This window comes from Candidatus Dormiibacterota bacterium, assembly GCA_035635555.1.
GTDB lineage: Bacteria > Acidobacteriota > Polarisedimenticolia > Gp22-AA2 > Gp22-AA2 > Gp22-AA3.
Window position 1 is genome coordinate 1 of the sequence record DASQAT010000039.1, and the last position, 22,082, is coordinate 22,082.

Consider the following 22,082-nt stretch of genomic DNA (forward strand, 5'->3'; position numbering starts at 1 on the left):
GAAGCGGCTGCTGTCACACCGCCTGTTCTTTCACCGACTGAAGCTCCCCGGCGTCTGGTCCTCCCTCTACCGCCGCCTCTGGACCACACCCCTCCTTCCTTCCAATACCCGCCACAACCTCGCCCGGGCGTTCTAATCGACCTGCCAATCACTGAGCCTTGGAACCTGACCCCGGAGAGATTGCCCTGTCAATCGGGTCGCGGACACTTCCAGACATCAAGAACCACACTCTCGGCACCACATTGCGCGGCTTGATTCAACCCCCGCCGGAACCTAGGTTTCAGCAGTTGGGGGGAGGTGTGCCCGCGACGAATCGACGGGTCCTCCCGGGGAGGGCGTTGGATGAGCCATTACAAATCTGTTCTCGCGGCGGTCCTCGGCCTCGCCCTGGGAGCGCCGCCCTCGCTGGGGGCGGACCAGACGCAGGCGGCCTCGGTCCGCAAGACGGCCGGCGGGGAGGAGATGATCCTGTTCGAGGACCTGCCCTCGATCTTCGGCGCCTCGAAGTACGAGCAGAAGCCGAGCGAGGCCCCCGCGTCGGTCAGCATCATCACGAGCGAGGAGATCCAGAAGTACGGCTATCGCACCCTCTCCGAGATCCTGCGCAGCGTGCGGGGGTTCTTCGCGACCTACGATCGCAACTACAGCTACACCGGAGTGCGCGGCTTCGACCGGCCCGGGGACTACGACACTCGCGTCCTGCTGCTTCTCGACGGGCACCGGATCAACGACAACATCTACGACCAGGCGTCGGTCGGGACCGAGACGATCATCGAGGTCGACGCGATTGAGCGCATCGAGATCATCCGGGGACCGAGCTCCTCCCTTTACGGCACCAACGCCTTCCTGGCGGTCATCAACGTCATCTCCAAGTCCGGGCGCAGCCTGAAGGGGACGGAGATCGCGGCCACGGGCGGCAGCTTCTCGACCGGCGAGCTGCGCATGTCGTACGGCGGCCGCACCGACAGCGGGGTGGAGACCTTCATCAGCGGCAGCTATGCCGACAGCGGCGGTCAGAACCTGTTCTATCCCGAGTTCAACAGTCCGGCCACCAACAACGGATGGGCCAGGGGGGCCGACGGCGACAGGTATGCGCGGCTGTTCGGCAAGATGTCCGTCGGCAACGTCCGCGTGGAAGGGGGCTACTCGTCGCGGGACAAGAAGATTCCCACGGCCTCCTTCGGGACCGATTTCAACGATTCCCGGGAGAAGACCCTCGATGAGCGCGGCTTTCTGGATCTGCGCTACGACCGCGAGATCGGTCTGAAGTCGCGCTTCGTGGGCACCGCCTCCTACGACGGCTACTGGTACAAGGGGAACTATCCCTATTCGGGGGCGGTGTCCAAGGACTACGGCTACGGCCAGTGGTGGACCGTGGAGGCGCAGACCATCACGACGCTGGCCGACAGGCACAAGGTGATCGGCGGCGTCGAAGCGCGCTACAACGCGCAGCAGGACCAGGGGTACTACGACACCAACCCCTCCTTCGTCTACCTCGACGACCGGAGACAGACTTCCTTCTGGGGGGCCTACGTCCAGGACGAATACCGCGTGCGCGACAACCTCATCCTGAACTTCGGGGTGAGGCACGACAACTACGAGACCTTCGGCGGCACCACCAACCCCCGTCTCGCGGTGATCTGCTCCGTACGCGAGGCGACCACCATGAAGTTCCTGTACGGCCGGGCGTTCCGCGCGCCCAACGACTACGAGCTGTACTACGACGACGGCGGATTCTCGCAGAAGGCGAATCCGGGCCTGCGGCCGGAGACGATCAACACGTACGAGGCCGTCCTCGAGCACACCTTCCACAACCGCATGCGGGGCGCCGCCTCCGTGTACCGCTACGGGATCGACAATCTGATCACGGCGATGATCGACCCGTCGGACCTGCTCGAAGTGTTCAGGAACGTGGACCGGGTCAAGGCCGAGGGCGTGGAGCTCGAGGTCGAAGGGTCCTTCGCCCGCTTTCTCGAGGGGCGCCTCAGCTACGCGCTGCAGAAGAGCGAGGACCTGACGACGGGCTCGATCCTGACCAATTCGCCGCGGCATCTGGCGAAGGCGAACCTGAGCGTTCCGTTCAAGCACGACAGGCTTCTGGCGAGTCTGGAGGCGCAGTACACCTCGGCGCGCGAGACCCTCGCCGGCGATTCCGCCGGGGGATTCTCGGTGGTCAACCTGACGCTTCTCAGCCGTAACTGGAAGAGCGGGCCGGGCGTGTCGTTGAGCGTATTCAACCTGTTCGACAAGAGGTACGGCGATCCCGGCGGGACGGAGCACGTGCAGGACGTGATCCCGCAGGACGGCCGGAGCGTCCGCGTCCAGATCCGCTACGAGTTCTAGGAGCGTCGCCGCCTCGATGAAGATCGCTCCTGTGCGTGCGTCCCTGCTGGCGCTGGGTGCTTTCGGCCTGGCCGTCTCCGCCCCGGCCGGCGCCGCGGCGGTGAAGGAGGACGCGCGTGTCGCGGTCCTCGTCAGCCAGGACGCCCCCCCCTACCAGGAGGCGCTCGACGGCTTCCGGGACTACCTGGAGCAGCAGGGTGTGCGCCTCGCGATCGACGTTCAGTCGCTGCACGGCGACTCCGCGGCCGCAGCCGCGGCGCTGCAGCGGTCGCGTCAGGACCGCGCGAGCCTCGTCCTGACCCTCGGATCGCTCGGGACGCAGGCCGCCGTAAGGGACGTGCGCGACCTGCCGATCGTCGCGGGGCTGGTGCTGAACGCGGACGACGTCGCGAAGACGCCGAACGCCACCGCCGTGGTGCTGGAGTTCCCGGTCGAGACCCAGCTGCGCTACCTGCAGCGACTCCTCCCCGGCCAGCGCAACGTCGGAGTCCTGTTCAATCCCTCCGAGAACCAGGCGCGCATCGACGCGGCGACGCGCGTGGCGGCGGCCCTGGGGCTCACGCTGTTCGCGCGCAAGGTCGAGTCCCCCAAGGAGCTGCCGGACGCCCTCGACAGCCTGAACAAGCGGGCCGACGTCCTGTGGGGCGTCGCGGACCAGATCGTCCTGAACCCTCAGACCGTCAAGCCGATCCTGCTGTTCTCCCTGCGCAACCGGATCCCGTTCGTCGGGCTGTCGGCGACCTGGGTCAAGGCCGGAGCGCTGTACGCGCTCGACCGCGACTACAAGGACATCGGGCGTCAGTGCGGCGAGCTGGCGCTGAAGATCCTGCAGGGGACGGCGCCTTCGGCGCTGCCGCCCGTGCCGCCGCGCAAGGTCGTGTACTCGGTGAATCTCAAGACGGCGCGCCTCCTGAAGCTCGACCTCGGCGGACAGGTGCTGCAGGCCGCGCAGACAGTGATCGAGTGAGCCGATGAGACCGCGACTGCCGCAGAAATTCGGGCTGGCCACGAAGTTCAACGCGTTGATCGTCGCCTCCATCCTGGCGACGACGCTGGGCATGGGCGCCCTGATCGTGCGCGAGGAGATCGCGGCCAACGTCCAGCAGCTCCAGTCCGACGGCGCCGCCCTGGCCGCGATGGTGTCGCAGAACAGCGAGTACGCCCTGTACACCCAGAACCGCGAGGCCCTGCAGCAGGTCGCCGCCGGGGTGAACGCCTACCCCGCGGTCGCCTACGTCCGCTTCGCCGACCGGGACGGACACGGCCTCCTGGAGCGCGCCTTCCGCTCCATCGGTCTGCCGGGATTCCAGCGTCATGCGCGCAGGGTGGAGGGGACCGAGGCGGCGGTCGGCGAGTTCCGGGACCGCATGGACGGGAGCGCCTATCTCGACGTCCTGGTGCCCGTGCACGGCGCCGCCGATGCGGGCGAGGCGTCCCTCTTCCCCGATGCCCCGCCCCGGCCCGCGGCGGGAGAGGTGATCGGCTACGTCCAGCTCGGTCTCAGCCAGGAGCCGATGCGCCAGAGGCTGCGAGCGCTCCTGATGCACGCTGCGGCGTCGGCGGCGATCTGCGTCCTGTTCGGGGTCACCGCGACGATCCTCCTGACGCGCAAGATCACCGCACCGATCAACCAGTTGGTCGAGGCGACCCGCGCCGTGGCGGAGGGGCGTCTGGACCACACCATCCGTGTCGACACCCGGGACGAGCTGCGGGAGCTGGGGACGGCGTTCTCGGCCATGCTCGGCAGGCTGCGCCAGTACCGCGAGCAGGTGGAGAGCTCGCAGCACGATCTCGAGCGCAAGGTGGAGCAGCGCACCCACGAGCTCGAGCAGGCTACGAGGAAGGCCTACGACCTGGCCCACCAGGCCGAGGCGGCGAGCCGCGCCAAGTCGCAGTTCCTGGCGAACATGAGCCACGAGATCCGCACTCCGATGAACGGCGTCATCGGCATGACCGATCTCCTGCTCGACACCGATCTGACCGCCAAGCAGAAGAGGTTCGCCGAGACGGTGCGCAGCTCGGCCGAGTCCCTCCTCGGCGTGATCAACGACATTCTGGACTTCTCGAAGATCGAGGCCGGCCGTCTCGAGCTCGAGGCGGTGGACTTCGATCTCCGCCAGACCATCGAGGACGTCTGCGATCTCCTGGCCGAGCGGGCCCAGCGCAAGGGTCTGGAGCTGGCCTGCGTCATTCACGACGGCGTCGCCACTCAGGTCCACGGCGATCCAGGGCGGCTGCGCCAGGTCCTGATCAACCTGGTCGGGAACGCGGTCAAGTTCACCGAGAAAGGTGAGGTCGTGGTGCGCGTCACGTCGGAGGAGCAGGGACGCGATTCGTCGCTTCTGCGCTTCGAGGTGAGCGACACGGGAATCGGCGTGGCCGCGGATGCGAAGGACAGGATCTTCGGCGCCTTCACCCAGGCGGACGGGTCGACCACGAGACGCTTCGGGGGGACCGGGCTGGGCCTGGCGATCGCCAAGCAGCTCGCGGGGATGATGTCCGGCAGCATCGGTGTCGTGAGCGATCCCGGGAAGGGATCGACCTTCTGGTTCACCGCCCGGCTCGGCCGGCAGCGCCTGGCCACGCGGCGCGTGGCACCGCGGCGCAACCTGCAGGGGCTGCGCGTCCTGATCGTGGACGACAACGCCACGAACCGGGAGCTGCTGCAGCACCAGGTCGCCTCCTGGGGGATGAAGGAGGGGAGCGCGGACAGCGGGCCCAAGGCGCTCGACATGCTGCGCGAGGCGGCGGGAGCAGGCCACCCCTACGACGTCGGCCTGCTCGACATGATGATGCCCGGGATGAACGGGATCGAGCTGGCCCGCCGGATCAAGTCGGAGGGGTCGATCTCGGGAGTGCGGCTGGTCCTTTTGACCTCGGTCGGATTGCGCGGCGACGCCGCGGAGGCGCGGCGCGCGAAGATCGAGGGCTACTTGAGCAAGCCGGTGCGCCAGTCGGATCTCTACAACTGCCTCGCGGCGGTGCTGGGCCGGCCCGCGGAGGACTACATGCTGGTGACGCGCCACAGCCTCTCTGAGAAGGCGCCGCCGCTGCAGGGACGCATCCTGCTCGCCGAGGACAACCCGGTGAACCAGGAAGTGATCCTGGCCATGGTCGAATCTCTGGGCTGCAGCGTCGAGATCGCCGGGGACGGCGAGGAAGCGATCGAGAAGATGGCGAAGGGCGGTTACTCCCTCGTGCTGATGGACTGCCAGATGCCCCGCAAGGACGGATATGAAGCGACCACGGAGATCCGCCGACTGGAGGACGCGGCCGGGGAGAAACGGCACATCCCGATCGTCGCCCTGACCGCCAACGCGATGGAGGGGGACCGCGAGCGCTGCCTCACTTCCGGTATGGACGACTATCTGAGCAAGCCGCTGGGAAGGGAGGCCCTGCGCACCGTGCTCGAGCGCTGGATCGGCGAGGACCCGCAGGCAGGAGCCCAGGTCGCGGCCGAGCCCGCGCCCGCCGGGCCGCAGGCCGAGGCGGTCGCCGCACCGAAGGCTGCAGCCAGTGCGGCCGCGGTCCCGGACGTCCCTCCGGACGGCGGCGCCCCCATCGACATGAAGACGCTCGAGAGCATGCGGCCGCTACAGCGGGCGGGCCAGCCGGATGTCATCCCCCGCGTGATCGGTCTGTATCTCTCCAACGCGCCGTCCATGATGGAGGAGCTGCAGATCGCCGTGGAGCGGGGCGATACGGCGACCGTGTACCGCCTGGCCCACAGTCTCAAGTCGAGCAGCGCCATGGTCGGCGCCCTCCGGCTGTCGGCCCTGTGCAAGACGCTCGAGGCCAGGGCCCGCGAGACCAAGGACGGAGCGGTCCCGGACAGTCTTCCCGAGATTGAAGCGGAGTACGCGAGGGTGGTCGAGGCCCTCCGGAAGCTGGGAGCGGGGGGGGGATCGTGAGCGCCGGAGCCCAGGCCGAGACGAAGACCCTGATCCTCGTGGTCGACGACGACACGGCGATCCGCGAGCTGGTGAAGGAGGCGCTCGAGCTCTTCCAGTTCAATGTCGTCGAGGCGCGCAACGGCGCGGAAGGGGTCAAGGCGTTCACGCGGCACAAGCCCGAGCTCGTCGTCATGGACGTGCGCATGCCGGAGATGGACGGCTTCCAGGCGTGCGCCGCGATGCGCCAGGTCCCGGGCGGGGCCGGGACCCCGATCCTGATCCTGACCGGCCTCGACGACACCGACTCGATCAAGACTGCCTACGAGGCCGGGGCCACCGATTTCGCGTCCAAGCCGATCAACCTGTTCGTCCTGGGGCACCGCCTGCGCTATATGCTGCGCGCCAAGCGCACCGTCGACGACCTGCGCGACAGCGAGGCCCGCCTGGCGAGCGCGCAACGCATCGCGCATCTCGGCAACTGGGAGCGCGAGCTGAAGTCGGGGCGGATGCGCTGGTCGGAGGAGACCTACCGGATCTTCGGCGTCGACCCGAAGACCTTCACGCCCGACCTGGCGTCGTACCTCGAGCGCGTGCATCCTCAGGACAGGGAGCTGGTCGCGCGCGCCACAGGCGAGGCGGTACGGAAGGAGGGTCCGTACAGCTTCGACGCGCGGCTCCTGATGCCGGACGGCTCCGTCCGCTTCGTGCACGAGCAGGCGGAGGTGGTCTTCGACGACGACGGCACGCCGCTGCGGCTCGCCGGCACGACGCAGGACATCACCGAGCGCAAGCAGATCGAGGAGCAGATCAGCTTCCTGGCGTACTACGACGGGCTGACCCGGCTGCCGAACCGGGTCCTGTTCATGGAGCGGCTCAACCAGGCGCTGTCGAACGCGCAGCGGCAGGGGCACACGCTCGCCATGCTGTTCCTGGACCTGGACCGGTTCAAGAGGATCAACGACACCCTGGGGCATACCGTGGGCGACCGACTGCTGCAGGCGGTCTCGGAGCGCCTGAAGAAGTGCCTGCGCTCGACCGACACGATCGCCCGCGGCGACCCGCTCGCCTCGAGCGACACGGTGGCCCGCCTCGGGGGGGACGAGTTCATCGTGACCGTCACCGACATCGCACGCGGGGAGGATGCCGCCAAGATCGCCCGCCGTGTCATGGAGGCGCTGAACGAGCCGTTCAAGCTGGAGGAGCACGAGGTCTTCGTGACCGGCAGCATCGGCATCAGCCTGTTCCCGCACGACGGCAAGGACGCGGACACGCTTTTGAAGAACGCCGACTCGGCGATGTACCACGCCAAGGACGCGGGGCGCGGGACCTACCAGTTCTACAACGCCTCGATGAACGCCGCCGCCCTGCAGCGCCTCGCGATGGAGAACAGCCTGCGCAAGGCGCTCGAGCGCCAGGAGTTCCTGCTGCACTTCCAGCCGCAGATCGACGTGGCGACCGGCCGGATCATCGGGGCCGAGGCGCTGGTCCGCTGGCGTCATCCCGAGCTCGGGATGGTCCCACCGGGCGACTTCATCCCGCTGGCCGAGGAGACCGGTCTGATCATGCCGATCGGCGAGTGGGTGCTGCGCGCCGCATGCGCGCAGGGGAAGGCGTGGCGCGACGAGGGTCTCGGCGAGATGATCATCGCGGTGAACCTGTCGGGGCGGCAGTTCCGCCAGCAGCCCCTCGTGCACACCGTCGACGAGATCGTGAAATCCACGGGGTTCGATCCGCGCTGCCTGGAGCTGGAGATCACCGAGAGCATCCTGGTCCAGAGCGTCGAGGAGACGATCACCGCGCTGAAGCGGCTCAAGGACATGGGCCTGCGCGTCTCGGTGGACGATTTCGGCACCGGGTACTCGTCGCTGACCTACCTGAGACGATTCCCGATCGACACGCTGAAGATCGACCAGTCGTTCACGCGGGACATCGCGACCGATCCGGGCGACGCGGCGATCACCGCGGCCATCATCGCCATGGCGGAAGGGCTGAAGATGGCCGTCATCGCCGAGGGCGTCGAGACCCCGGAGCAGCGCGACTGCCTGCGCGAGAGGGGCTGCCGGCTCATGCAGGGCTACCTGTTCAGCCGGCCGCTGCCGGCGGACCAGTTCCGGCTCCTGCTACAGAAACAGGCCGCCGGTGAACTGCCCGGAGGCGAGATGACGTCCCCTCGCCGAGCCGCCAGGTGACTCAGGCGAGAAGGACAGCCACTTCGCGGAAGGCCCGCAGGGTCGCCTCGACGTCCTCGTCGGTGTGCTGCACCGAGACCGTCCAGATGTCCTCCGGGCCGTGGGCCTGCGGGAGGATTCCGCGATTCGCCATGCCGAGCCAGAAGATCGGCCACTTGTCCATCCGAGTCGTCTTGAAGTCGGCGACGCTTTTCACCGGGGCGCGTCTGAAGAACAGCGAGCCGGACGCCCCCGCCGTGACGACGTGCGCCTCGAGACCGGTGCGCGCGATGATCTCGCGGTAGCCGTCGGCCAGCGCCTGGTTGACCGCGAACAGCCGGTCGTATGCCTTCGGCGTCAGCACCTCGGTCAGCGTCGCGTAGGCGGCCGCGAGTCCGACCATGTTGGCCGCGTAGGTCCCGACGTGCTTGACGTTGCGCGTCTCGATCCCCTCCATGAGGTCGCGCCGGCCGCCGAACAGGCCGATCGGGAAGCCGCCGCCGATCGATTTGGCCATGGCCACGAGGTCGGGCGGCACGCCGAAATACTCGCCGGCGCCCCGCAGCCCCAGCTTGCACCCCATCTTCACCTCGTCGTAGATGAGGACCGCCCCCTCGGCGTCGCACAGATCGCGCAGCCCCTGCAGGAACCCCTCCCGCGGCAAAAGGATCCCCAGGTTGAACGAGATCGGCTCGAGGATGACCGCCGCGATCTCCCGCGGATGCTCGCGGAAGGCGGCGCGCACGCTCTCCAGATCGTTGTAATCGGCCAGGAACGTCTTCGAGACCATGGCGTGCGGGATGCCGGCGCTGTACATCTCCTGGCCCATCCACTCGGGGGCGCCCGGGGGGAGGTCCGTCTCGGCCTTGCCCAGCCAGAACTCCGGCGCCCCGCCGTGATAGCAGGCGTCGAACTTCAGGATCCCGTCGCGGCCCGTGGCGCCGCGGGCCACGCGCAGGGCGAACTGCGTGGCCTCGCTCCCGGTGTTGACGAAGCGCACCAGGTCCAGCCGGAAGCGATCGCAGACGATCGCCGCCAGGTCCGCGGTGCGCGGGTTCGGGTAGCAGGTCATCGTGCCGTTCTCGGCCTGCCGCCGCACCGCGTCGAGGACGGCGGGGTGCGCGTGACCCGCGAGCAGCGTCGACTGCGCCATTCCCAGATCGACGTACTCGTTGCCGTCGACGTCCTGCACGCGCGACCCGCGCGCCGAGCGCAGGAAGATCGGGTGCGGCTCCATCAGGCGGAAATTGCTGCACACGCCCGCCGGCAGGAAGCGGCGGGCGCGCTCCCACTCGTCGAGCGAGCCCGGGGTGCGGCCGCGGAAGCGGCGGACCTCCGCGGCGAGGGGGTCGGAGGCCGGGCGGGGGACTGACGGCGACGCAGGTTCCTGGATTCTCTCGATGCTCATGGCGGATGCTAGCAAAGCCGCGGCGAACGGGTCAACGCGGCGATCCGCATCCTGAAACGCTGCGAACGGGCCCGAGGTATGCGACAATCTCCGGCTTCCGGAGGGGACCGCATGCGACGCTTGTTCCTGCCCGCCGTTGTCGTTGTGGGGATCACGATCCTGCCGGCCGCCGCCGGCGACGCCGAGACCAGGGCGCAGCGCCTGCAGGCGCGCGCCATCGTGGTCGACACGCACGTGGACGCGCCGTACACGCTCGAGAAGAAATGGGCCGACGTGGGCGAGCGCGGGGCGACGCCGCACTTCGACATCCCACGCGCCCAGGAAGGTGGGCTGACGGCACCGTTCTTCGCGATCTACGTGCCGGCGAGCTACGCCGAGAGCGGCGGCGCGGCGCGGGAGACGCTCGATCTCATCGACCTGGTCGATCGCGTCGTGCGGGCCCATCCGAAGGATCTCTCCCGGGCCGCCTCGGTGGCGGAGATCCGCCAGGCGAAGCGCGACCGCAAGATGGCGGTGCTGATGGGGATCGAGGGGGGGCACGCGATCGAGGACTCGCTCGGCGCGCTGCGCGAGTTCTACCGCCTCGGCGTGCGCTACATGACTCTGACCCACACGAACACCAACCACTGGGCCGACTCGTCGGGGAAGTTCTACCTGCCCGACTTCAATGGCGCCGATTACCAGACGCACCACGGGCTGAGCGATTTCGGTCGCGTCGTCGTGCGCGAGATGAACCGGATCGGCATGATGGTGGACGTGTCGCACGTCTCGGACGAGACGATCGACGACGTGCTGGAGACGTCGCGCGCCCCGGTGTTCGCCTCGCACTCCTCCTGCCGCGCCCTGTGCGACATCCCGCGCAACCTGACCGACGACCAGATCAGGAGGATCGCCGCCAAGGGGGGCGTCGTGATGATCAACGTCTCGTCCTACTTCGTCGACCCGGAGGTCGTGGCCGCCATGAAGACCGAGCGGGAGAAGGTCGCGCCCGAGTACCTGAGGATCAAGCAGGACATGGCCTCCGATCCCAGGAAGCGCGACGAGGCGATCAGCAAGCTGTTCGACACCCTCCCGCGACGCCGCACCACGTGGAGCAGGGTCGTCGACCACATCGAGCACGTCATCCAGATCGCCGGGCCCGAGGCGGTCGGCCTGGGGACCGATTTCGACGGCATCGAGGACCCGCCGGAAGGGCTCGACGACGTCTCGAAGCTGCCGGTGATCACCGCGGAGCTCCTGCGCCGGGGCCATTCCGAGAGGGAGGTCGAAGGGGTCCTCGGCGAGAACTTCCTGCGCTTCTTCCGGCGCGTGGAGGAGACGGCGCGCGGCCTTGCGGGCGAATCCCCCTCGACCGCGACGCTGCCCGCCGAGTAGGAGTGCGCGCGGCACCGCTCCTCCTGTGGGTCCTCGCGGGAGGTGTCGCCGCCGGCGGGCGGGACGCACTCGCCGCCCGTGCCGCCGCGGACACGCCCGCGGCCGCGGGCCCGTCGCGCGTCGCGGCCGTCCGCACCGAGAGCGCCGTCACCGTGGACGGCCGGCTGGATGAGCCGGCCTGGGAGAGGGCCGGCGTCATCCCCGACCTCACGCAGCACGCGCCCAACCCGGGCGCGCCCACGCCCTACAGGACGGAAATCCGCCTTCTCGTCGACCGGGACAACCTCTACGTCGGGATCCACTGCTTCGACCCCGAGCCGGCGAAGATCTCGCTGCACTCGATGCAGCGCGATATCGAGGATCCGTTCGGGGACGATTTCATTACACTCGTGTTCGACACCTTCGGCGACAAGCGCACGGGATACATGTTCGAAGTCCACGCCACGGGGGCCGTGAGCGACGGTCTGATTCCGGGCCCCGGCATCCTCACGACGGACTGGGACGGCATCTGGGACGCAAGGACCAGCATCGACGCGCAAGGCTGGACGGTCGAGATGCGCATCCCCTCGCGCACGCTGCATTTCAAGAGAGGGTTGTCGGAGTGGGGATTCAACGTCCTGCGCTGGGTCGCGCGTGACCGCCTCAACTTCCACTGGTCGGGAGTGACGATCGACTCCGACGTGATCGATCTCAGCAGCGCCGGCCTGCTCTCGGGGATCGCCGGGCTCGACCAGGGGAAGGGCCTGACGGTCGCGCCCTACGCCCTGGGCCGATACGAGAGAGCGCCCGCCGAGCAGACGGAGCGGACGATCGGACGGGGCGGCCTGGATCTGACCTGCAGCCCGACCCCGGGACTGACGGGCGTCCTGACGGCCAACACCGATTTTGCCGAGACGGAGGTCGACACGCGCCAGATCAACCTGACGCGCTTCGACCTGTACTTTCCCGAAAAGCGGCCGTTCTTCCTGGATGGGTCGAGCCTGTTCAATTTCGGGCTCGGTCTGGAGCAGGACTTCGTGCCGTTCTACTCGCGCCGGATAGGGCTGGTCGAGCTCCCGACGGAGTTCGAGACCGTCCCGATCGACTGGGGCGGCAAGATCCTCGGCCACGCGGGCCCCCTGAGCGTGGGGGCGCTCGACATCCAGACCGGGGAATCGACGGCGGCGCCGCGCACCAACCTTTCGGCGGGCCGGGTCACCTACGACCTCACCGACAGCTTCCACGTGGGGGCGATCGGCACGCACGGCGACCCCCGAGGACTGACCTCCAACTCGCTGGCGGGGATCGACGCCGTCTGGCACAGCTCGCAGATCGCGGGCGACAAGAAGCTCTCGATCGGCGGCTGGGCGGCGCGCTCGAGCGGCGAGCTTCCCCGCGGAAACCGGGGCGGCTGGGGCTTCAAGGTGGACCTTCCGAACGATTTCTGGGAGGCCTACGCGCGTGTCATGGAGTTCGGCGACGCTCTCGATCCCGCGCTCGGATTCCTGCCGCGCCCGGGGACGCGCTGGTACGACTTCTGGAACGCCGTGAAGCCGCGGCCGAGGCCGGACGGCGCCTTTCGCTGGATCCGCCAGGCGTTCTTCGAGACCGGCTACAAGCGGATCGATGACCTCGACGGGCGGCCCGAATCGCGTCGTCTGTACACGGCGCCTCTGAACATCGAGACCGAATCAGGGGAGCACTTCGAGGCCAACTGGGTGCCGACATACGAGCGCGTCGACCCGGCGGGGCCGCCGTTCGAGATCGTGCCCGGAATCGTGATCACGCCCGGCGCCTACCGCTTCACGCGCTACCGCGTCGAGGCCCAGTCGGCCCAGACGCGCGGCTGGAGGATCGGCTCGACCGTCTGGTTCGGCGATTTCTACGGAGGCCGGCTGACCCAGACGGAAGCCTTCGTGAACTGGGACGTCCTCAAGGGGCACCTGCACCAGAAGCTCGATCTCGAGAACGATTTCGGCCACCTGCCCGAGGGGGACTTCATCCAGCGCCTGTTCCAGCTCCAGAACGTCTTCGCCTTCTCGCCGCGCCTCCTGTTGTTCGGCTACTTCCAGTACGACACCGAGACGAGGAGCATGGGGATGAACACGCGCCTGCGCTTCACCTTCCGCCCCGGCAACGACCTGTTCGTCGTTTGGAACCGGAACTGGGTCCATCCGGCCGGCGAAGGGGCGTTCAATCTCGAGCCCCAGAGCGACCAGGTCGCGGTCAAGGTCCGGTTCGCCTGGACCGGATGACCGGGCGCGCGCGCCCCGGACCGTTCGGCCGCTTCGAGCCTTCTCAGCCTGGCAGCCGGCCAAGCCTCTCCGCGATCGCCGCGATGTGATCGGGTGTCGTGCCGCAGCAGCCGCCGACGAAGCGCGCCCCCTCCTCGATCCGCTTCTCCATCCAGACGGCGTAGGCTCTGGGCTCGTGGCGATCCGGCATGCGCCAGCCGGTCACGTCGTCCGGCTCTCCGAGGTGCGCGTACAGCCCGTGCGGCAAGGCCGGGGCCAGGGACGCGAAGCGCGGAAAAATCTGCTCCAGCGCCTCCGGTGTCGCGCAGTTCATGAGGACGCCGCGGAGCGCGTCGCCGCCCGCTCCGGCCAGACGGGGCAGCGCCGCTTCGAGCGGCTCCCCGGAAAGAAGGTGGTGCGACGGGCGCGGGCAGAGACTCAGCAGGACCGGGAGTCCGGTCTCGCGCGCCGCCTGGAGCGCGGCCTCGGCCTCGCGCAGGCTGTTCATCGTCTCGATGATGATCAGGTCGACGCCGAGCGAGGCGAGAAGCTCCGATTGCGGCCGGTGCTCGCGCAGGCACTCGTCCCGCGTCGGCACCAGGTCGGGACGGTAGCAGTCCTCCAGGGGGGCGAGTCCGCCCGCGACCAGGCAGACGCGGCCGGCGCTCGCCTGGGAGCCGGCCCGCGCGCACTCGACCGCCCGTCGGTTCGCCTCGCGCCAGGAGCCGGACCGGCCCGCCCGCTCCAGGATGCGCGCCGTCGTCCGGAAGGTATTCGTGACCAGGATCTCGGCGCCGGCGCGCGCGTAGTCTTCGTGGATCTTCATCAGCGTCTCGAGCCCCCGGTCGTCGAACAGCGCCCGCCCCGACCACAACGGCAGCGTCGTGTCGACGCCCCGGCGCGCCAGCTCGGTCCCGGTGGCGCCGTCGAGCAGGACCGGCCGTCGCCGGGCGAGGAGGGAGTCCAGCGAGGCGCCCGAGAGAGGCGAGGTCACGCTGTCCCCCATGCGGTCCTCCTGTCGGAGGGATCGTCTTCAGCGATACGGAGACGGCTGCGGCGGCCGGCCGAAGCAGCCGAGAAACCACGACACCAGGCTGACCACGAATGAACCGACGATGGCCCAGCCGATGGAGTCGACGTCGAACCCCGGCACGATCCAGGCCGCCATCGCGAACGCCAGCCCGTTCACCACGAAATAGAACAGACCGAGCGTCAGAAGGGTGATCGGCAGCGTGAGGAACAGCAGGATCGGCCGGATGATGGCGTTGATGAACCCCAGGACCAGGGACGCCACAGCCAGCGTCGCGTACGAATCGACGTGCACGCCGGGCACGATGTGCGAGCAGACGAAGAGCGCCACGGCCGTGCTCAGCCAGTGCACCAGGAATCGGGCCATCGCCTGTCTCCTTTAATCCCCGCTGCAGTTCTGCACGATGACGCGGCAGCGCGCGCAGATCTCCTTGCACTTGCGGTATTCGGTGGGTCCGCCGCAGGCGGGGCAGGGGAGCCGGGCCTCGACGCGCCCGAGCTGTTCCGGCTGTGAATTCACGCAAGGCCCTCCGCCTGGAAGTATACGCGAGTCCATTCCCGGCGGACTGCGGAGGGGCCGGGCGCGGGGCGGCCGGAGAGTCCTACCTCGGCCGCTCGAACCAGGAGTTGACGTTGAAGCTGTAGGAGAGCTGGGCGGAGAGGGCGTAGCCGTCGGGGAAGAAGGTCTTGAGGGAGTCGTCCACCATCCAGCGGTCGCGGCGGTAGGCCACCTTGAGGAGAGCGCCTGGCCCGAGCCGGTACCCGGCCGCGACCTCGGCGTCGTAGAAATCGGCGGTGGTCGAAAGCCACACGCCGGGCGCCAGCGGGGCGATGTAGGGGTAGTCGTTGCGCTCGAGGCGCAGCGCCGTGAAGAAACGGGGGGACCAAGTGTACTTCGGCTCGATGAAGTAGGCGAAGCCGTGGACGTCCGGAGCGCCGCTGGGGACCTCGTAGGACGAATGGGCGTAATCGCCGTTCAGCTCGAAGTAGCCGTGGCTGAACTGCACGTCGAGACCGTAGACGGTCTGGTTGAAGTCCTTCCAGTTCTCCCCGGAGGACAGCATCGGCGCGACACGCGGCCCCAGGTACGGACCGAGCGCGGCGTAGACGCCCAGCCGGGTTCCGACGACAGGCGTCAGCCCCGCGGCCAGAGCCGGCCGCAGCGCCCGGCCGGTTTCGGGGACGTAGCGATCGTTGACGAACGGACGGTCCACGAGCGCGGCCCGGTAATCGAACCGTCCCACCTGCCCGGTGGCCTGCGCACCAAGTGGATAGTCGAGGCTGTACCCGTCGGGCGAGCCGATCAGAGGATTGACGCTCGACAGGTAGCGCCGGGAGAAGTTGCCGATCGGGGAGAGGAGCTGTCCCGCTTCGATCACGAGATGCCTCGGCTCGCTGAAGGAGTAGCGCACGAACGCCTGCTCGAGCTTCGTCTCCGTTCCGTATTCGCTGTTCGCCCTGCCGCCATAGGCCTCGCCGCGGACGAACCCCTGCAGGCGGGGGCGGAATTCGGAGGCCGCCCACAGACGCAGGCGGCCGCCCGGGGCGGCGTCGCCGTCGTTCCGGCTCAGCAGGCGGGAGCCGTCGTCCGTCTGCCAGTACTCGGCGTCAAAGAGCCCCCCGACGAGGACGTGTTCATCGCACGGGGCCGGCGCGATGGCGAACAGGGCGCAGGCGAGAAGAGACAGCGCGCGGCGTCGTGCGCGCGCCCGGATCATCGGCGGCTCAAGCCGCGCTCTGCAAGCCATTCCAGGTCTCCCGCAGGGCGGACACGTATTCCTCCATCGTGAACGGCTTCAGCACGCAGCGCGACTTCACCTGCTGCAGGAACGCGGCCTCGCCGACCGTGTCCCCGGTCACGAACAGGAACCCCCGCGTTCCCGACCGACGGTGGACCCCGACCCAGGTGTACAGGTCCTTCCCCGACACGTCCCCCGGCATGAGGAGATCGGAGACGATCAGGTCGAAGTCCCGCGTCCGCAACAGTGCTATCGCCTCGTCGCCGGAGCGTGCGCCGACGGCCTTCGCCCCGAGCGAGCCCAGGATCGCCATCTGCAGCTCCAGGACGACCGGCTCGTCGTCCACCACCAGGACCGAGACCGGCAGGAGGCGGTGCTTGGCCGGGATCGTCTCGGTCGCAGGACGGGCCGGGGCCGGCTCGACCGCCGCCGAACCGGCGCGCGGCAGGACCACGGTGAAGCGCGCCCCGCCCTCGGGAGAGTTCTCGGCCGCGATCCGCCCGCCGTGGCTCTGCACGATGGCCTGGGAGATGCTGAGGCCGAGCCCCGTCCCCTGGCCGACAGGTTTGGTCGTGTAGAAATGCTCGAACACCTGCGTGGGATCCTCGATGCCGGGGCCGTTGTCGGTGAACACCACCGTCGCCTCGTCGTCCAGCGCCGAGGTGCGGACGGTGAGCGCCGGACGCCCCTGGGTCGTCTTGAGGACGTCGTAGGCGTTGTTGATGATGTTCAGGAAGACTTGCTGGAGCTCGAGCTCGCTGGCCGGCAGACGGAGAGGCTGGGGCGCGAGATCGAGGATGATGCGCATCCCGGCCCTTTCGAAGTCGTGCCGCCGCAGCGCCGCGGTGTCGCGGATCACCTGGTTGAGGTCGACGATCGCCCGCTGACCGGAGTCACGGTGCGCGACCTTCAGGAGATTCCTCACCAGGGCGACGATCCTCTGCCCCTCCTTGCGGATCGTCTCGAGCTTCTCCTCGAGATCCGGGGCGAGCCCCGGGCGCGCCAGAAGCATCTCGATGTTGCCGACGACGCCGGTGAGCGGATTGTTGATCTCGTGCGCCGCGCCCGAAAGGAGACGCCCGAGGGCCGCGAGCTTCTCCGACTCCTTCAACCTTTCGAGACGGACCAGGTCCTCCCGGGCGGTCGTCAGGAGGCGATCCTCGTGCTGGCGCAGCGAGTCCATCAGGCCGCTGAACGTGTCGCTCAGGAGGCGAACCTCGGCGCCGGCATCCGAGGCGTCGAAGCGCCGCGACCGGTCCCCGCTGTCCGTGGCCGAACGCATGAACTTCACGAAGCTCTCGAGAGGCCTGAGGACCGAGCGGGCCACGACCGAGGCGCACAGCCCCGCGATCATCACGACCAGGGAGCCGTATCCGACGAGGGTCTTCAAGAGGGAGCGGCTCGCTTCGTCGAGGGCCAGGGTCAGCGAGTGCAGGAGATGCAGGGTGACCGGACGGCCGTCCTCGTCGAGCCCCAGCGTCAGGGGGGCCGTGACGTACTCATCCCCCGCGATGGACACGACCCGTGCGTCGTCGGGTGGCACACCGCCTGCCTGCCCGGGCGCGGCCGCCACGCCGACGGGCCACGGCGTCCCCTCCAGTGTCGAGCCGAGGACGCCTTCGCCTCCGGTGACCACGATCTGGCTGTCGAACGACCGGCGCAGGTGCTCGACGAATCCCTGATCGATCCGGTCGCCCAGCGTCAACGTGCCGATGATGAACCCCTGCAGGACGATCGGCACGCAGCCGATCTGGAAATAGCGTCCGCGGATGCGCAGGACCGAGAAATTTCCGGTCCCGACCGGGGCGTCCTGCTCGAGAGCGTGACGGATGATCGGGCGGGTCGAGAGATTCTCGCCGATGCCGGGGCGGTCCTCGGGCCGCCCGCCGACCGCCAGGACGCGACCGTCGCGATCGGTCACGATCAGGAGGTCGCGCCCGAGGCCGCCGGCGATCTTCTCAGCCTCGGTCTGGATGGTCGCGAGCAGGTCCGCCCGGGGGCCCGCCCGCTGGCTCGTCTCCGAGCGGTAGGTCTCCATGGCGGCGCGCAGCGTGGGGCTGTCGGACATGAGGGTCGAGGCGCGCAGCAGCTGTTCGAGCCCCCGTCGCTGCACCTCGAGCAGCATCTTCTGGTGCTGGGCGAGGGTGTCGGCCAGGAGACGCCGGGTCTGCTTGCGCAGCTCGAGACTGAGGGCCAGAAACGCCACTCCGACCGCGAGCGCCGTCAGCAGGGCGCTGAACAGGATGAGCTTCGCCGACAGGCTGGCCGAGCGGATCCGCGACCAGGGGGACTCACTCACCGGCGGGACTCTCCTCGGTCAGCGGGATGCTGAAATCGGCGGCGGCGGCCCGCCCCGGCTCGATCCGGACGGTCCTCTCGAGGGGATGCGCCCGCTCGTGCCAGGCGATCACCCGGTACTCTCCGGGAGGGACGCCGTCGATCACGTAATGGCCCCGGGCGTCCGGAATCGCGAAGAACGGGTTGTCCAGGACGACGATGACGCCGCTCATGTCCGAGTGGATGTGGCAGAAGACCTTGACGATCCCGGGCCTGTCGAAGCGCACCGACTTCGACGACCCCTTCGGGAACCTGCCGAGATCGAACGAGGCCGCCTTCGACAGAGAGAACACATTGTGGAAGATCGAATCTCCGTTCGGGAATTCGACCTGGGATCCCCTCGCGATCGCCAGGACGTGCGGGACGAAGGTCAACCCTTCCTGACGCATCACCGGACGCGTCGTCCGCGACGGTGCGCTCGCGAGCGCCGGTGACGCCTCGAAGGAGACGATGACGTTCGCCAGCTCGCTGACCGTCGACTCCGGCTGGGGGGCGGCCGCGGGCTGTGCAAGATCGGGATAGAGGTTGAAGCGGATCTTTCTCGCGGACAGCTGTGGACCGACGACGATCGATCCCTCCAGGCGGCCGGTGGCCGCGCGCACCGCCTGCGCGGCCGCGCGCGGCACGACGAGAGGGATCGCGGCGAACGCGGTGGCGGTCAGCCAGGCGAGGACCGTCCGGCGCCGCCGCCGGAGGTCGGTGCAGTCTGGTAGCCGGTGACGGTCCTTGGGCATCCCCCCTCCACCTTCTCGAGGTCCACCGGTCAATATAGGCGGGGGAGCGCTTTCTTCAATATTGGTGACGGATTGATCGCGCCGAGGGGGATGACGAATTCGTGATCATCTGCGACACCGGGACCCCGCGGGCCGCGGCGGTCACGACGTACCTCAGAGAAGAGCGCCATAAGCCGCCGAAGGGGTAGCACGTGACGAGCGTCAGGCGGTCCCCTGCCGTCGGTTGCAGGGCGGTCCCGTCGTCTCGCGGCACCACACCCGCGCCATCGACCAGATACTCGCGCACGGCACCCGGCGTCCGCAGACGCAGGACGTCCCCCGGCGCGAGGTCGCGCAGGAATTCGAACTCGCGATCGCGGTGTCCCGCCAGGACGGAATGCCCCGGAGCGTTCGGCGGCGCTGTCCCGTCGATGTGGCCGGCGCCGAACGCCAGGGATGTCCCCGAGGCCCCCGCCAGCACCGGGCATCTCACGCGCAGCCGGTCGACCGTGAGGACCGCGATCGGGTAGGTGTCGGCCCACGCCCAGGGAGGGTGCGAGGCGCCGTCCCGGAGGTGCAGAGCGAGCGCGCGCTCGATGAGCAGGTGCGCCAGGAGAGCCTTCCCCTCGACGTAGAGCCGCCGCCCGAGGAGACCCCCGCCCGAGGACAGGAGCAGCAGCGCGACGACGCAGAGGATCCGCCGGGCCCGCATCTCAGGCCTTTCCCGGCAGCCGGAGCGCCCCCGCCATGAGGACGGTGCCGGCGAGCACCAGGAGTGCGCCGAGGAGGACCAGGACCGGCTCGTCGGTCCCTCCCTGCGGCAGGTCGCCGGGCAGGCCCGAGCCCGCGGGCAACCCGTTCGCCACCCTCACCCGGGAGGAGGCCCCGGTCGCCGTGGGGAATTCCTCCTCCGCCACGAGGCTGGTGTAGGGGGTGACGATGCCGAACGTCCTCGAGACGTCGATGACGGCGGCCCGCACCGTGTCGGGGGACGCTCCATCGTCCAGGGTGTCGAGCAGGGCCTCGACCTTGGCGCGGCCCCACCGCACCGCGACGCCGGAGTCCGTGGCCGCGGGACCCTCCTCGGCCGCCTCCAGGTGTTGCGCCCCGTCGAGCGTGCTGCCGCCCAGGACCAGGCGCGGCAGCGATCGGCCGGGGGCCAGCCGGGCGGAGAGGAACAATGGCTCCCCCTCGTGCAGGTCGGGCAGAAGGGCGGGGTACGACTCGATCGGCTCCCCACCCTTCCAGGCGAGGGAAAGACCGGTCATCACGGGCCGGCTGAGACGGGAGAAGAACGCGTCCACGCGATTCCCGGCGCCGTCCGTGGTGGAGATGAAATCGCACAGGCCCCGCCCCGCAGAGGCCATCGCGCGCATCAGGTAGCGGTTCGGCGCCGCGCCGATGCCCAGCGTGTGCAGGCGCGCCCCTGCGAGCCCCGACCGGACCTCGCTCAGGACGGCCTCCTCGTTGTCGACGGCCCCGTCGGTCAGGAAGATGATCCTCCGCGACTCCGCTGTTCGCGAGGCTCCGACCAGCGCCAGTCCCCGCGCCAGCGCCAGGTCGATGCGCGTCCCGCCGGATGCCGCGAGGGATCGGGTCCAGGCGCGCGCCTCCTCGAGATCCGGCCCCGAGGCTGGAACGAACCCGCCCCGGAATTCCCGCACCTCCTCGTTGAAGGAGAGGATGTCGAAGGTGTCATCCGGTCGCAGCCGATCGAGCGCCAGGAGGAGCGCACCGCGCGCCTGCTCGATCGACGGGCCGGCCATCGACCCCGACACGTCGATGATGAACAGCGTCTCCGCAGGAAGACCGCGCCCGGCCCCCACGTCGCGGAGCGGAGGCAGGATCATGGCCAGGACGTACCGCCCCTCCGGACGGTCCTCGAAGAACAGCGCCGGTCTCGGTTCGGCCGTCAGGACCGGCCTCCAGCGCAGGCGGAAGTCGCGATCGGCGGGCACCGTCTTCCCGCGCGGCTCGACCACGAGGACGCCGCCGTCATGGAAGGTCCCGATGGCGTGCGTGTCGCTCTCGACCGTGTCGACTGGAACGCCGGCGTCGATCCGGACGACCAGGCTCGCCCGCGGGAACGCCGCGCTCCCCGGGCTCGCGAGCGGCGGGCTGATCCGGGCGCTGTCCTCCCGGGGACCGGTCGTGAACCGGGGGGTGAGCGTGAGCGGGAAGGTGAGACTGAACGCATCGCCGTCGAAGGCGATCTCCTGCAGGTACTCCAGGACGATCTCGATCGATTCGCCGGGGTTGATGGCCGCGGCGGACGTCGTGAACAGGTTCGGCCTCTCCTGCTCCACGAGCGCCGCCTTCCGCCCCTCCTGGCGCGCCTTTTCGTACACGCGCTTCGCCTCCGCCTTCTCCTCGATCACCGAGACGATGCGGCGCCCGCCGACGCGTATCTCCATGCGGTGCAAGGCCGCGCGCTCCGGGAGCGGGAAGACGTAGACGCAGTCGATCACCTCGCCGGTCGGATTGCGGAAGGTCTGGGCGACGGTCCCGTGCACCAGGATCCCTGTCACCTCGAGCCTCACGTCGATATCGAGAACGGGGAGGGGGACGAGACCGTCCGGTGTTCTCCTCAAGAGAGAGCCCGTTCCCGCCTCCGAGGCCCTGACCGGACCGGCCGCGGCGTCGCCGCCATCGTCCCGGGCGAGGAGCGGGACGACGATGTTCCAGATGAGCGCGAGGATCACCAGAGTCCTTCCAAATGGTGTGTGCGGTCCGCCGGGGCGTGCCGCCTGGGGTGTCATGCGCGAGTCCTCCTTGGGTCGTCGCGGGAAGGAATCGCAATCCGGGTGCCAGGAACGGGACGCCCGGTTCAGGCGGATCGAGGCGGGGTCGGGGATGGCGGCCGTG

The 22,082-nt window shown here is 69.1% G+C and carries 15 protein-coding genes; 6 read left to right on the forward strand and 9 right to left on the reverse strand.

Going from position 1 to position 22,082, the window contains the following annotated elements; translation table 11 throughout:
- Positions 1–342: 342 nt before the first annotated feature.
- Genes VEW47_10730 through VEW47_10745 form a run of 4 tightly spaced genes read left to right on the forward strand, consistent with a single transcriptional unit; the run spans position 343 to position 8,425 of the window.
- Complete coding sequence (locus tag VEW47_10730) at positions 343–2,343, forward strand: TonB-dependent receptor (protein ID HYS05653.1); 2,001 nt, start codon at positions 343–345, stop codon at positions 2,341–2,343.
- Between the two features lie 16 nt (positions 2,344–2,359).
- On the forward strand, positions 2,360–3,310 hold the full coding sequence (locus VEW47_10735) for an ABC transporter substrate-binding protein (protein ID HYS05654.1): 951 nt from the start codon (positions 2,360–2,362) through the stop codon (positions 3,308–3,310).
- A 4-nt stretch (positions 3,311–3,314) separates the two neighbouring features.
- Entirely contained in the window at positions 3,315–6,254 is a 2,940-nt protein-coding gene (locus VEW47_10740; protein HYS05655.1) for a response regulator, read from the forward strand.
- Positions 6,251–8,425: an EAL domain-containing protein gene (locus VEW47_10745; GenBank protein ID HYS05656.1), complete on the forward strand. Its 2,175-nt coding sequence runs from the start codon at positions 6,251–6,253 to the stop codon at positions 8,423–8,425. The genes VEW47_10740 and VEW47_10745 overlap by 4 nt, the downstream gene beginning before the upstream one ends.
- Before the next feature lies 1 nt (position 8,426).
- On the opposite strand, the gene VEW47_10750 is transcribed toward VEW47_10745, so the two are convergent.
- On the reverse strand, positions 8,427–9,812 hold the full coding sequence (locus VEW47_10750) for an aspartate aminotransferase family protein (GenBank protein HYS05657.1): 1,386 nt from the start codon (positions 9,810–9,812) through the stop codon (positions 8,427–8,429).
- Positions 9,813–9,923: 111 nt separating this feature from the next.
- On the opposite strand from VEW47_10750, the gene VEW47_10755 reads away from it, so the two are divergent.
- Entirely contained in the window at positions 9,924–11,186 is a 1,263-nt protein-coding gene (locus VEW47_10755; protein HYS05658.1) for a dipeptidase, read from the forward strand.
- A gap of 2 nt (positions 11,187–11,188) precedes the next feature.
- Positions 11,189–13,420, forward strand: a complete 2,232-nt coding sequence (locus VEW47_10760; GenBank protein ID HYS05659.1) for a DUF5916 domain-containing protein — start codon at positions 11,189–11,191, stop codon at positions 13,418–13,420.
- A 43-nt stretch (positions 13,421–13,463) separates the two neighbouring features.
- Here the strand turns inward: VEW47_10760 and VEW47_10765 are convergent, their stop codons facing one another.
- The 8 genes from VEW47_10765 to VEW47_10800 all read right to left on the reverse strand — a co-directional run bounded on the left by VEW47_10765 (position 13,464) and on the right by VEW47_10800 (position 21,976).
- A complete protein-coding gene (locus VEW47_10765) occupies positions 13,464–14,405 on the reverse strand; it encodes a homocysteine S-methyltransferase family protein (GenBank protein ID HYS05660.1) in 942 nt (313 codons plus the stop codon).
- 27 nt (positions 14,406–14,432) lie between these two features.
- Complete coding sequence (locus VEW47_10770) at positions 14,433–14,795, reverse strand: phage holin family protein (protein ID HYS05661.1); 363 nt, start codon at positions 14,793–14,795, stop codon at positions 14,433–14,435.
- Positions 14,796–14,807: 12 nt separating this feature from the next.
- Positions 14,808–14,948: a hypothetical protein gene (locus VEW47_10775; protein ID HYS05662.1), complete on the reverse strand. Its 141-nt coding sequence runs from the start codon at positions 14,946–14,948 to the stop codon at positions 14,808–14,810.
- Positions 14,949–15,030: 82 nt separating this feature from the next.
- Complete coding sequence (locus VEW47_10780; GenBank protein HYS05663.1) at positions 15,031–16,146, reverse strand: hypothetical protein; 1,116 nt, start codon at positions 16,144–16,146, stop codon at positions 15,031–15,033.
- A 7-nt stretch (positions 16,147–16,153) separates the two neighbouring features.
- A complete protein-coding gene (locus tag VEW47_10785) occupies positions 16,154–18,466 on the reverse strand; it encodes an ATP-binding protein (protein HYS05664.1) in 2,313 nt (770 codons plus the stop codon).
- Positions 18,459–19,238 carry a carboxypeptidase regulatory-like domain-containing protein gene (locus VEW47_10790; GenBank protein HYS05665.1) on the reverse strand — a complete coding sequence of 260 codons (780 nt, stop codon included), beginning with the start codon at positions 19,236–19,238 and terminating at the stop codon, positions 18,459–18,461. Before VEW47_10790 ends, VEW47_10785 begins: the two co-directional genes overlap by 8 nt.
- A gap of 55 nt (positions 19,239–19,293) precedes the next feature.
- Entirely contained in the window at positions 19,294–19,929 is a 636-nt protein-coding gene (locus VEW47_10795) for a class GN sortase (protein HYS05666.1), read from the reverse strand.
- A gap of 1 nt (position 19,930) precedes the next feature.
- Entirely contained in the window at positions 19,931–21,976 is a 2,046-nt protein-coding gene (locus VEW47_10800) for a VIT domain-containing protein (GenBank protein HYS05667.1), read from the reverse strand.
- Between the last annotated feature and the right edge of the window lie 106 nt (positions 21,977–22,082).